This is a genomic window from Glaciimonas immobilis, assembly GCF_011947285.1.
Taxonomy (GTDB): Bacteria; Pseudomonadota; Gammaproteobacteria; order Burkholderiales; family Burkholderiaceae_D; genus Glaciimonas; species Glaciimonas immobilis.
The window spans coordinates 19,442-31,770 of the sequence record NZ_JAAOZT010000013.1 but is presented as its reverse complement, the minus strand read 5'-3'; the positions used below and the strand labels follow the sequence as shown (position 1 = coordinate 31,770).

Below are 12,329 nucleotides of genomic sequence, written 5' to 3'. Positions count from 1 at the left end.
TCTAAAAATCGCATAACTTTCAAACTATAACGATCTTACAATCTTGTGGAGAGATCATTTTTTCCTAGGGGATTGTCCGTATAGCCGCTGGAAAGATCAGTGTTAGCGCCCCTTCCGTAGTAAGTATCAATTTCATTGGTCCAGTTTTGATCGGCCATATCTGGCCAATGATCTTTATCAAAACCCGGAGCATGTTCCAGGCGGTCTTTATCCATATCAAGAATAAAACGCTCATTGACTGTGTCGAGTTTTAAAACCCCCCATGGCACAGCAAATAACTTTTCTCCCATCCCCAGAAACCCCCCAAAGGACAGTACCGCATAACTCACCCGACCTGAGCGGGTATCGATCATCAACTCTTTAATGTCGCCCAAGTCTTCACCCGCCTGATTACACACATCGTTACCGATTAAAGTATCGGCCCCAAGAAGATCAGGCCCAGGGCCCCCGCTAGTATTGTTTTTGTACATGCCATAAGTGTCACGATCCAGATAACTCATTTTTAGCTCCTTTCGGAAAAAATAAACATGGATTACGTATGTCGAACCGTTGACATAACGTAAATACTAGACTTCATAAAAATCACTTAAGTTCCCCAAATTTATGCGGAATTAAACATAGAGAACAGGCTGCTAAATTACTACAAACGGGTGATGTCACACGCCAATCTCGCATCAGAAGTACCACTAAAAAGGCGCCACTAAAAGTTCCCATAAGCGGCTGCATTTATGGTGCCCTGGTCTTAGGCCTTTTATTCTTGATTGCAGGACTTTTCGCGGCTTCCCCCACGCCACGCGCTCCGTAGAGGTCGGTATCCACTAACCCGTTTTCCACATCAATAGCAGCCTGTTTCATATCGGCGCGCGGCGCGGAACTATGTTGATCGGAGGACTCGTCCCGTTCGTTCGGCTGACGCGGCACATTGTCCTTCCTGACCGGAGATTTAGTATTGATCTGATGAGGTTTTGGTTTATTTTGCATGATGATCCCACGCATACAAAGGGTCTAATCCCGAGAAATATTACAACAACAAACATATTTTTCTCTGCTCACCGCTGGCGAACACATTGTTCTAGCCTTGGGTCCGCTTTACCACAGCCTACTCGATTCGACCTCACGCTAATTCCTTTATTTTTTCACGCAGAAGCCCTATGAAGGCCTTATTAAAGGCGGGGATATCGGATGGCTTGCGCGAGGATACAAAATTGTCATCACAGACTACCTCCTGATCCACCCATTTCGCTTTGGCATTTGTAAAATCGTCCTGTAAGCTGGGCCAACTGGTGACAGTACGATCGGCTGCAATGCCAGCTGATATTAATAGCCACCCGCCATGGCAAATGGATGCGATAGGCTTGTGGGCCTTATTGATCTTTTGAATAAACGCGCGGGCATCGGGGGACATGCGCAATGCATCACCATTGACTACCCCGCCCGGCAACAACACTGCGGAATAGTCTTCCGGGGAGGCCTCTGATAAAGCACAATCGACGTCAACGCTTTCACCTTTATCGGTATGTTCATAGCCCTGAACACGGCCCGTTTTATCGGAAATCACATGGACCGTAGCGCCTGCCGACTCCAAAGCTTGCCGGGGTGCAAGTAACTCCGCTTGCTCAAACCCATCGGTGACTAAAATGGCAATCGTTAATGGACTGAGGTCAGGTGCTTCCGGCTCTATGTCACTTTCTTCGCTCAGACCCATAGCATTACTGTTCTGATGATCAGACGCGGCGGCTGACATCTCGGGGGCTTTTTCGATGCGCGTGATGTTTGACACCGCGACAGGATCGCTGGCAGGAAAAGACATTTCATTTGCATCATCCAACGCAAGCTCGGAGGGCGTATCGTGTGCAGTCGAGCGCTCCGTCGGAATGGTGGACGCCCCCCCGGGCATTGATTCTGCGCCCTTCACAATATTTGCGGTATTTGCCGATTTATCTTTGGTAACCATAGTCACTCCCTCTTATGTGGTGGAAGAAGCCTTTTAGTCGGGGCCTTGCCGAAAGCTAATTTGCCCGCAAGACTCAACTTCATCCCGAATTTACTTAAAACAAAGTATATGAAACCCAGTCTGCGCAAATTTCTCATTGCGCAATGATTACGCAAGTTTGCGGACTAATTCGTGTGCGGATCTGGCATCGATTTTATAGCATAGTGAATTCGTGTCCTGTCTGATATAAGCGGTGACCTTTATCGTCTGTAGGAGAAACAGAAGGCATTGACGGGTCTCCGTATTGCGCAGGCTGCATTAATTCTTGCAAGCGCTTACGCACTTTAATCTTGCAACTTCGTCAAGTCTTACAAGGCAGCGAGGCATTGTCTGATTTTTTTAACATGAATATTCTTTATTATTACTTAATCAACCGACTTTGGTTTCCGGGTGCTGACGTTAGCGCGCCATGCATCGATAAACGATCAACGTTAGCCCTCATCAATGCTTTTTCTATCACTCATATCGCCTTTTAGGAGAAATCATGACGAATTTGTCCCGTCCTTCAATACGTGCATTTCCCACTGCATCGCCCTATAAAATGCTTAAGATGCTTGGCATTACCGTGCTGGTTGTAGGGGCAACCACATTGTCTACAGTCAACGTACGGGCTGCTGACAGTTTGGCGCGTAGCGATAAAAGTTTTCTTACCGAGGCCGCCGAGTCAGGCCATGCTGAAATTAACGCGAGCCAGATAGCACTCCAAAAAAGTAGCGATGCGGAGGTAAAAACTTTTGCGCAAAAGATGATAGATGACCACACCAAGGTAGCTGACGATCTTCAAAAATTAGCTGCTTCCAAGGGTGTCACGCTACCCCCTGGCCCCAGCGTTGCGGCCAAGGCCAAGATTGTGATGATGGGCAAGCTCAGCGGCCATACGTTTGATAAGCAATATGCCGACGTGATCGGCGTATCCGCCCATAAAGATACCGTCAATCTTTTCAAGAAGACTTCAACCAATGCCAAGGATGGTGATATCAAGCAGTTTGCGGCAACTAATTTACCTGCTCTCCAAGAGCATTTAACGATGGCGACGCAATTAAAAACCAGTGTTGATGCAAAGAAATAAGCTAGTAAACTCTTAAAGGAGTTTGAAATGCCACGCGGTGATAAATCCTCATATACGGATAAACAAAAGCGACAAACGGCTCACATCGAAGAAGGATACGAGAAAAAAGGCGTACCCAAAGATGAGGCGGTACGGCGTGCCTGGGCGACAGAAAATAAAGTCAGCGGCGGCGGCAAAAAGACCGGGTCTGGTCGTAAGCATGATAAATGACGCCCTGACCTCCTCTGGTAAGTCTGACCATTTTACTTCGCTCCACGGCACTTTTTATGAGCACGCGTGGAGCCATACACACCAGGTTTATGGCAACCGTGTGGCACCGTTAAGGCGGCATAAACCTGTCACGTTAAGGAGTATTTGATGCGCGCGCTTGTCTATCATTTTAGCAACGATGTAAAAGTGGACACTGTCCCAGATCCTGTACTTCAGGAGCCTGATGATATTATTTTGAAAGTGACCGCTACCGCCATTTGTGGCTCTGACCTTCATTTGTATCGTGGCAAAGTACCGGGAATGAAAGAAGGCGACATTTTAGGCCATGAGTTTATGGGCATAGTCGTAGACGCGGGTCCCGGCGTGACTAAACTACAAAAGGGCGACAGGGTCGTCGTGCCTTTTGTCATCGCTTGCGGTAGCTGTTTTTTCTGCGACATGCATTTATTCTCCGCCTGCGAAACCACCAATTCAGGGCGCGGGACTATCATGAATAAAAAAAGCTTGCGTCCAGGCGCAGCGTTGTTCGGCTTTAGTCATTTTTATGGTGGCATTCCGGGCGGGCAAGCCGAATATGTCCGTGTGCCAAAGGCGAACGTCGGCCCCATAAAAATTCCCCATACGTTAGACGATGAGAAGGTTCTTTTTCTTAGCGATATACTTCCGACCGGCTATCAGGCGGTATTGAATGCAAATGTCGGTCCCGGTTCGTCTTTGGCAATCTTCGGTGCGGGACCGGTGGGCCAGATGGCGGCTGCCTGCGCTCGTATGCTCGGTGTCGATCCTATATTTATGGTGGATCACCATCCTTATCGACTGGCCTTCGCGCAGGCCCAATATGGGGTGATCCCGATCAATTTTGACGCCGTCGATGCCGCAGAATTTATCATCGACAATACCTCCTATCGCGGTGTGGATGCAGTCATAGATGCGGTAGGCTTTGAGGCCAAGGGCAGCGCCATAGAAACCGTAATGGCGACGTTAAAGCTTGAAGGCAGCAGCGGTAAGGCATTGCGTCAATGCATCGCCGCAGTGCGCCGCGGAGGCATGGTCAGCGTGCCCGGTTTGTACGCCGGATTCATTCACGGCTTTCTGTTCGGAGATGCGTTCGAAAAAGGGATTGGGTTCAAGGCAGGACAGACCCACGTACAACGCTATATGCCGGAATTATTAAACTTTATCGCTGACGGAAAACTACATCCCGAAGTCATCATCTCGCATAGAATGCCGCTCGAAGAGGCTGCAAACGGTTATCGTATTTTCGACAAGAAGGAAGATAATTGTCGTAAGATCGTGCTCCGGCCCTGAATGTCAAACGCTCCGCTCAATGTGCCATTTTCGTTAAGCGATTAAACGCACCCGGCAGCGCCTTGCCGTGGTGCGTTTTGCTGGCCGGGCTTTTATTAACGCCAAAACCACCATTTACCAGCAACTATTAAAACGGTTTATTGGGCAAAAATTTACCGTCCAGCGTGATAACAGCACGCGATCCGCCTTCCGGATCGTCTACTTTTTTAATATCCAGTTTAAAATTAATGGCGCTGATAATACCGTCCCCAAACTGCTCGTGTACTAGGGCTTTCAAGGTTGTACCATAGATCTGCACCATTTCATAAAAACGGTAAATCGTCGGGTCGGTAGGAACTCCTCCGGCGATGCTTCCCCGTAAAGGTATCGACTGTAGTTCCGCGGCGTCGCCAGCCGCGAGGTCGAGACGCTGGCAAACTATTTCCGCTACGTTTTTTGGCAAGGCGTGCTGACCTAATAGAGCGGCAGTAACGTACACAATGCTAAGCCCGGTGCCAGTCGCTATTTGCTCCCAGGACAAATCCTTCAAGGCCTTGGCGACCAAAACGCGTGTTGTCAAGGCGTGACGGGAATCATTATAAACGTTGGACTGTTGCAAGGTATTTCCTTTATCAGAAGGGATCGAGAGATAACGGCGCGCAAGCCCGTCTCGGACAAATAGACACACCAAAAGGCAAAAACCTGCGCAATCTTCTGTAAGGATGCCGATTATCCGCACCGCATGCGCACCGTCGTCCTAATGTAACCTGTTTTACGACTTCCCATAGCCAGGCAAGCGGATCGCGGGCCGGTCAGTCAACTGGACAAGTGCTCGACAGCGCATTTAGTCCTTGTTTATCAATGTTAAATGATACCCCTTCCACCCCTGCACTGATTCCAGTACGAACGACATAAATACTATCAAAATCGTCGTTTTGCCATTCAGGGACTTTCGCGGCCTCGGTTTTACTGATACTTGCAACCAGTTGCCGCGCTACCTTTTCCGCAAGGTGATGCTCCCACGCGACAAACACAACTGCGTTTTTGTATACAGGCGCCAACAGTGCGTCTTTTAATCCCGCGCTGTTATCGAATCCAAAGGCAACATTGACCGGCATTTCCAAACGAATAGCCGTCGGTTCAATCGTTGCCAAGGGGCGGACGTAAGCGTAAACCCGGTCGCCGTCTTTTTTAAGCTGGGATGGATCCGGCGCGAAAATGGCATCAGGTTTCCCGAATTTTTTTATCAGTACGTCAGGCAAGGCCATGGATCGGTTCAAGCCTTGACAATTAAGTTGCCCGAGGCCCTGCTTTGGTTTCTCGCCATGTCGAATGAAAACGATAGTTTCACCCCCGAAAACCGTCGAGCTAGAGATATAAAATAGTAATATAGCAATCGTTTTTTTCATGTAATCCTGCGCGTAGACGTTTTTATTATGGAGAGAATTGTGTCTGATTATTCAATGCGGGGGGGTTATGTTTGGTGCAGGCGGGATTAACAACGGTCCACAACGGTGCGCGACATCAACTAGCAGCATCCAGTCCTGACCTACCGTTACGATCATGGCAGAATTCTTCAGACCTCTCAAATTTGCGCTTATTTAACTGACCTACTGCGCGCTTTATTGCGTGGTGTCAACGACGATCCCCACCAGATACAAGCCAGCAGCCCTATTTGCAAGATTAATCTGAAGGCCAACAAAGTCTCAGAAACCATGGGGAAAAGTGCGGCGTTACGCCACATATAAACGTTTGCGGGGGTGACGACGATGGTCAATACAAGTAGCCCGACTCCCGCCATTCTTCGGGTCCTGTAAAAAATCAATCCTAGCGCCCCCGCCAGTTCAAAAAACCCGCTGATATACACGGCTGGCATCCGCCAGGGCAGGTCGGGAGGAATGATTTTTATAAAAAAATCGGGGGCAATAAAATGTCCTGAGCCACCGACGGCGAACCAGATAAAGACGATACCGAGAGCAATTCTTTTATAAAGCATAATGATCCGTTTGACCTTAAAATGCCCTCGTGGGATCACCGGCAGAGGCTCAGCCAGAAATCGCAAAGTTACGTGACGGCAAGTGAATGTCCTGACTTAATTATGTATTCCCGTAAATGACGTATCCCACTAAGTGGTGCTCGAAAATTTATCTCGGATTAGGGTGCACCTGACCGGTTCAAATCATTATTTTTTAGAGCGGTGCCAGACGATGTCCCTCAACACTGTCGTATTTTAATCATGTTCACTTGCGCAGCATTATGAGAAACTAAAGGGAAAGGCCTGCTTCGCCCTCGCTAAGGTGAATATCGCACATTATCCGATATCGAGGATATCTGCGTTGATTTTTTGAATGGATGGCAATCAATGAATATCCCCGTTCCGGATGCCCGTCAGCCGCTGTTGACCGCTCGCCGAAATCAGAAAATGGCACGTTCACCACACGCGTACGTGCGCGGTAATACCGCCCAATACTACGAATGGCTACACAGTCTAAGAGGGCATAACTTGCCTCACGGCCCTGCGATATGGATTTGCGGCGACTGCCATCTTGGCAACTTGGGACCGCTAGCCGCAGCCGATGGACGGGTCGAGGTACAAATACGCGACTTCGATCAGACGATTATTGGTAATCCTGCGCACGATCTGGTCAGGCTCGGGCTGTCGCTAGCTGCAGTCGCACGCGGATCGCGCTTGCCGGGTGCTATCACCGCAGGCATGCTGGAGCATTTGGTGGCAGGTTATGAACAAGCACTAGAAGCGGGCCATGATGGTCAATCGCGGGTGCGCATGCAAAAACCCGAGGTAGTTAAAGTTGTTCTGCGTAGCGCGGTTAAACGCTCATGGAAAGAACTCGCCCGAGAGCGAATTGTCGATACCCGACCCAATATCCCACTCGGAAAAAATTTTTGGCCTCTATCCAAGGCGGAGAAAAAAAGTATCGCGACCATGTTTGAGTCGAAAGAGGTGATCAGCCTGATCACCCGCTTAAAGTCTCGCGATGAAGATGCAAAGATTGAGGTCGCAGACGCCGCTTATTGGGTAAAAGGATGCAGCTCGTTAGGGCGGTTACGCTATGCTGTGCTGGTCAACGTCGGCGACGATGATTACTGCCTTATCGATATTAAAGAAGCGACCATTGCGGCCGCCCCGCGTTATGCACACGTCAGCATGCCACGCGATAACGCCCGGCGGGTGGTTGAGGGTGCGCGCCATATGTCACCCGCCTTAGGCGAACGCATGGCCGCCCAACGCTTTTTGGCCCACGGTGTATTTATCAGAGAACTCCTGCCTCAAGATCTCAAACTGGAAATCGAAGAGCTTGGCGTTGAGCAAGCAACCCATATGGCACGTTATCTGGGCCACGCTGTGGGCTGCGCGCACGCGCGACAGATGGATGATCCGAGTCGCAAAAGCTGGCTGCGTGAACTAAAACTTAATCGGCCTAAAACGCTTGCCACGCCCGCATGGTTATGGAACAGTGTGGTCCAGCTTATCGCCAGCCATGAAGGCGGCTATCTTGAGCACTGCCGTAAATATGCGCTATCAGGAGACAACACGTAGATGCTCTGTAGTGAAGGCGTCTAGTGCGGTCATTGCGTCTGGTGCACCGCGCAACAACACCGACACCGACCGGAACCCTAGCGTAATCCACTAAACGTTGGCATGAAAGTACGAATTTAAGCAGAAACTTGAGCCGGAATCCAAGCTAATACAAAGCTCAAACAAATCTAAAAAGAGAAGAAAAATGACACAATTAAAGGTACTGGCATTCGATATCTTCGGCACAGTCGTTGACTGGCACGGCAGCATTGCGCGCGAATTCGACGACATCCATCCTGACATTACCAATGGTATAACCGGCGCGCAGTTTGCAGTGGCGTGGCGCGACGGTTACAAGCCAGCGATGCAACGCGTTATGTCGGGCGAGTTGGGATGGACATTAATCGATGACTTACATCGCATGATCCTGGAAGATATACTCCAGCGATTTGGCATTACAGGTTTGAATGAAATTCAGAAAGGCCATCTGAATAAAGTGTGGCATCGGCTGGACGCATGGCCGGATTCTGTCGCAGGATTGACGCGCCTTAAATCCAAATACACTATCTGTACGCTCTCGAACGGCAATATCGGATTGCTCACTAATATGGCCAAACGCGCAGGATTACCGTGGGATTGTATTTTATCGGCAGAGGTTTTCCAAAAGTATAAACCTGATCCGGCAACCTATTTGGGCGTAGCAAAAATTTTTGCCATAGCGCCAGAGGAAGTAATGCTTGTGGCCGCGCATCAGGATGATCTGAATGCGGCCCACAAGTCCGGGCTTAATACTGCCTACGTTGAGCGCCCTTTGGAGTTTGGGGCTGCGCGCATTAAAGACGTTTCGCCGCATCCCGACAATACCTTTCATGCCACCAATATTTTAGCACTCGCGGAAATGCTGGGATGTTAAGGACGCCTTGGTTGGTGCACTATTTTTTTTAAAACGTTCCAATTATTCGAGGACCGCATCGCGCTTAGCTACCGAACTTCCGCCAACCGGTTAGCCTGATCCAGAATCAGTGGTTGGAGGATAATCAGTTATTCGAACGCCGCAAGAAACCGTCTCACAATTTCGCTCATTTGACCTAAGGCAATGGGCGCGTCCGGAAACCGTTGCCGTGTACGTTTGCCATTGATCTCTACGTCAAACCCGTAATAGTCAATTCCAAAAATTTTGGTCGGAGCCTTGCGCATACTGGCGATGTCGTGTATGACAGTCTTTTCCTCGGCCAATGGCAATATTTTTGCCTCTGTCCATTCTTCTGCTTCAAGCCATCCCATCTGGCCAAATCCAGCGACATACCGAGACCGTTTAGGTGTCAGTCGATAGAACGTAAAGTCCCCGAGCGCAAGATATTCTCGCGCATCGGGGTGATAGCGCAAGTACCGCGTGATGAAATCCTGCGAAGGCGAAATCGCTACCATGTTTCCAATAATCGATATCCTTTCTCCTGTCAATACATTGTCTCCCGTTGGGCTATGAATCAAAAAACTTGCGCGGGCATCAGCAATAAGATTCTTAGTATGTTCAGCAAGACCGCTGATTAAACACACCGGACAATGTTGTTCATCTAAAGCAAATGGCAACGCAGTCGCAAAGGGATATCCTGGCATCTCGGCGGAGTGTGTAGCCAAGCTGCCCCAAGTGGCCTCATGCATCAAATGTAGTGCGGAAGCAAAGGTAATTTTCATGTGCACTTTACGTAAAAGTGAGTAGGAAATTCTCGATTTAATTGGGCCACGGAAATTAATTAACTAAAACAATAATTGGATGAATGTTAAATTTTGTCGGGGTTTTGTTTGCCTAAAAAATTAACCTGCAATTTATTATATGCGTTGAGCGCACATAAAGTCTGCGACCAAATTATCTCTTAGGATCTGTCGCATGATCTTAGCAACTTGCTGCCATCTCACTGTAAAATTGACGCTAATCCATCTTTTTGACGTTTTATATCTAAGACCATATTGCATGCATGGTAAACCTACTCACGTGAATTTATTACCGTCATACGGCACAGAAAACCTGCCAGATGCCCTAACGCACGGGCGCCCCCACGGGCTGCGCGCACCGCTTATCAGGCAGCGGATCTCACCTACATTGAGGCGGCACTCGACAGCGGCACAAATAAAACAGCATCATATAAGACTCTGGACAAGTCCTGCGCGGCTGCATTGCAGGGCCCTTTTCGATTGCAGCGCGGTTTGGCTTATGCCCAATATGATCAACAAATCCTATATTCATTGCATCACAAAATGATGCCCGTCGTGCCCGATTGCGGGCATGACGTAGCCTGTGTATTTCCATCCGAAATAGGCCGACAAGCCCTTTTCAACAACACGACTAAACAAACTAAGGCTGATATGGACAAAATAGACAAACAGATTCTGGCCATCCTGCAAGAGGATGCGACCGTAGCGGTAGCCGAAATAGCGGAGAAGGTGAATCTCTCATCGACCCCGTGCTGGCGCCGTATCCAGAAACTGGAAGAAGAAGGTTACCTGATGCGTCGGGTCGCGTTGCTGGATCCGCAGAAACTCAACGTAGGCGTGACAGTATTTGTCTCAATCAAAACCAATCAGCACAATGCCGCATGGTACGCCCAGTTTAGCGCCGCAGTACAGCTCATTCCAGAAGTGGTTGAATTTTATCGGATGAGCGGCCATATAGACTATCTGCTGCGGATAGTAGTGCCGAATATCGCCGCCTATGACAAGGTATACCAAAAACTAACCCAATCAAATGCACTATTTGATGTCAGTGCCAGCTTTGCTATGGAGCAAATCAAGCACACCACGGCACTGCCGCTGGGATATATCGATGGGTCTAATTAAGCTTCTTTTGGCACCTGCTGCGTGGCGCTGCAACCGCACTGCTCCGAAAATAGTTTAATTCCTGCTTACAATGCCAGTGCCATGCTTTTAAAAGCGCGGTCCATATCGCGCTTGAGATCATCGATATTTTCCAGGCCAACGTGAATCCGTATTAAAGGGTTTTGATACGTCTTGTGCGATGCTATGCGGGAAGGCGGTTTATCGATTGGCAGTGCCAAACTCTCATATCCGCCCCACGATAATCCGATGCCGAATAATTTCAGGCTGTCGAAAAAACTTGCCAGCGCAGGACGACCCACGGGTTTCAGTTCTATCGTGAACAAGCCGCTGGCACCGAGGAAGTCGCGCTTCCAGAGACGGTGCCCTGGATCGGACGGCAACGCTGGATGCAGCACTCGTTCAACCAGCGCCTGCGATAACAGATGTTCGGCTAGCTGCATTCCGCTATCCCAGTGCTGACGCAAACGCACCGCCATACTGCGCATGCCGCGCAAGGCCAGATAAATGTCGTCCGGCCCAGCCGTTTGGCCGAAATCATGCGCACCCTGCTTTAAAACCGGCCATGATCGCAGGTTCGCGCTTGCAACGCCTAATAAAGCGTCTGAATGACCGACAATATATTTGGTCGCAGCATGGATCGATACATCCACGCCATGCTTAAACGGTTTGAAATATAACGGCGTCGCCCAGGTATTATCCATCAATACGTAAGCGCCGACTTTATGGGCCTCTTCAGCGATCGCCGGGATGTCCTGCACTTCAAAGGTCCACGAGCCCGGCGACTCAACAAACACAACGCGCGTATTGGATCGTATCAAATGGCGAATTTCGCCACCGATCAGTGGGTCAAAAAACTCCACATCAACGCCCATACGGCGCAAAACGCGTTCTGCAAAGGCGCGCGTCGGTCCGTACGCGCTATCGGTAATCAATACATGGTCGCCGACCTGCACAAACGCCATAATGCTATGGGTACAGGCCGACAAACCGGAGGGGAATACCAACGCATGATCGCCCCCTTCGAGGGTGGTCATAGCTTGCTCGAAGGATCGCGTGGTGGGCGTGCCAAAACGACCATATTTGGCCATAGGATTGTCGGTCTGCCGCCCCGCTTCCCAATCGTCAAGGTTATCGGCCATGATGGTCGAACCACGAAAAATCGGCGTATTTACCATGCCACCATATAATGAAGGATCGCGCCCTGCATGAATCAACTGCGTATCTACGTGCTGCATTACCTTTTGATCCAGAGCCGGCGCGCTACCTCGCGCGATTTGGTGGCTCAGGTCTTGCCGCTTTGACAGCTCATTCGAGACATCAAGATTGCCCATAGCGGAAAGTTCGCAGGAGGTTGCAGAAACGTCTGGAGCCGAGTTTGCACGAGTAACTGAAGACAT

Annotated in this window: 14 protein-coding genes; 6 read left to right on the top strand and 8 right to left on the bottom strand. The window is 49.5% G+C overall.

Going from position 1 to position 12,329, the window contains the following annotated elements; genetic code table 11:
- Positions 1-35: 35 nt before the first annotated feature.
- The 3 genes from HAV38_RS19075 to HAV38_RS19065 all read right to left on the bottom strand — a co-directional run bounded on the left by HAV38_RS19075 (position 36) and on the right by HAV38_RS19065 (position 1,705).
- Positions 36-500: a PRC-barrel domain-containing protein gene (locus HAV38_RS19075; protein WP_168056995.1), complete on the bottom strand. Its 465-nt coding sequence runs from the start codon at positions 498-500 to the stop codon at positions 36-38.
- 226 nt (positions 501-726) lie between these two features.
- Entirely contained in the window at positions 727-981 is a 255-nt protein-coding gene (locus HAV38_RS19070; RefSeq protein WP_168056994.1) for a hypothetical protein, read from the bottom strand.
- 133 nt (positions 982-1,114) lie between these two features.
- Positions 1,115-1,705, bottom strand: a complete 591-nt coding sequence (locus HAV38_RS19065) for a type 1 glutamine amidotransferase domain-containing protein (RefSeq protein WP_168057050.1) — start codon at positions 1,703-1,705, stop codon at positions 1,115-1,117.
- Positions 1,706-2,477: 772 nt separating this feature from the next.
- Between HAV38_RS19065 and HAV38_RS19055 the strand changes: the two genes are divergently transcribed.
- The 3 genes from HAV38_RS19055 (at position 2,478) to HAV38_RS19045 (ending at position 4,580) form a co-directional block, all read left to right on the top strand.
- Positions 2,478-3,062 (top strand): DUF4142 domain-containing protein, encoded by a 585-nt coding sequence (locus tag HAV38_RS19055; protein WP_168056993.1) that lies wholly within the window; start codon positions 2,478-2,480, stop codon positions 3,060-3,062.
- Positions 3,063-3,089: 27 nt separating this feature from the next.
- Positions 3,090-3,272 carry a hypothetical protein gene (locus HAV38_RS19050; protein WP_168056992.1) on the top strand — a complete coding sequence of 61 codons (183 nt, stop codon included), beginning with the start codon at positions 3,090-3,092 and terminating at the stop codon, positions 3,270-3,272.
- A 147-nt stretch (positions 3,273-3,419) separates the two neighbouring features.
- Positions 3,420-4,580, top strand: a complete 1,161-nt coding sequence (locus HAV38_RS19045; protein ID WP_168056991.1) for a zinc-dependent alcohol dehydrogenase — start codon at positions 3,420-3,422, stop codon at positions 4,578-4,580.
- 127 nt (positions 4,581-4,707) lie between these two features.
- Here the strand turns inward: HAV38_RS19045 and cynS are convergent, their stop codons facing one another.
- The 3 genes from cynS to HAV38_RS19030 all read right to left on the bottom strand — a co-directional run bounded on the left by cynS (position 4,708) and on the right by HAV38_RS19030 (position 6,555).
- Positions 4,708-5,178 carry a cyanase gene (gene cynS / locus HAV38_RS19040; protein WP_168056990.1) on the bottom strand — a complete coding sequence of 157 codons (471 nt, stop codon included), beginning with the start codon at positions 5,176-5,178 and terminating at the stop codon, positions 4,708-4,710.
- Between the two features lie 193 nt (positions 5,179-5,371).
- The gene (locus HAV38_RS19035) at positions 5,372-5,968 is read right to left on the bottom strand and encodes a hypothetical protein (RefSeq protein WP_168056989.1); all 597 of its coding nucleotides are present in this window, start codon (positions 5,966-5,968) and stop codon (positions 5,372-5,374) included.
- A 188-nt stretch (positions 5,969-6,156) separates the two neighbouring features.
- Positions 6,157-6,555: a DoxX family protein gene (locus HAV38_RS19030; protein WP_168056988.1), complete on the bottom strand. Its 399-nt coding sequence runs from the start codon at positions 6,553-6,555 to the stop codon at positions 6,157-6,159.
- 366 nt (positions 6,556-6,921) lie between these two features.
- Between HAV38_RS19030 and HAV38_RS19025 the strand changes: the two genes are divergently transcribed.
- Both HAV38_RS19025 and HAV38_RS19020 read left to right on the top strand, forming a co-directional pair.
- The gene (locus HAV38_RS19025) at positions 6,922-8,118 is read left to right on the top strand and encodes a DUF2252 domain-containing protein (RefSeq protein WP_168056987.1); all 1,197 of its coding nucleotides are present in this window, start codon (positions 6,922-6,924) and stop codon (positions 8,116-8,118) included.
- 184 nt (positions 8,119-8,302) lie between these two features.
- Positions 8,303-9,010: a haloacid dehalogenase type II gene (locus tag HAV38_RS19020; RefSeq protein ID WP_168056986.1), complete on the top strand. Its 708-nt coding sequence runs from the start codon at positions 8,303-8,305 to the stop codon at positions 9,008-9,010.
- Positions 9,011-9,138: 128 nt separating this feature from the next.
- Here HAV38_RS19020 and HAV38_RS19015 read toward each other — a convergent pair whose 3' ends face one another.
- Positions 9,139-9,792, bottom strand: a complete 654-nt coding sequence (locus HAV38_RS19015; protein WP_168056985.1) for a HugZ family pyridoxamine 5'-phosphate oxidase — start codon at positions 9,790-9,792, stop codon at positions 9,139-9,141.
- Positions 9,793-10,461: 669 nt separating this feature from the next.
- Here HAV38_RS19015 and HAV38_RS19010 point away from each other — a divergent pair.
- The gene (locus tag HAV38_RS19010; RefSeq protein ID WP_168057049.1) at positions 10,462-10,932 is read left to right on the top strand and encodes an Lrp/AsnC family transcriptional regulator; all 471 of its coding nucleotides are present in this window, start codon (positions 10,462-10,464) and stop codon (positions 10,930-10,932) included.
- A 65-nt stretch (positions 10,933-10,997) separates the two neighbouring features.
- Here the strand turns inward: HAV38_RS19010 and metC are convergent, their stop codons facing one another.
- Complete coding sequence (metC, locus tag HAV38_RS19005) at positions 10,998-12,167, bottom strand: cystathionine beta-lyase (protein ID WP_168057048.1); 1,170 nt, start codon at positions 12,165-12,167, stop codon at positions 10,998-11,000.
- Positions 12,168-12,329 lie beyond the last annotated feature (162 nt).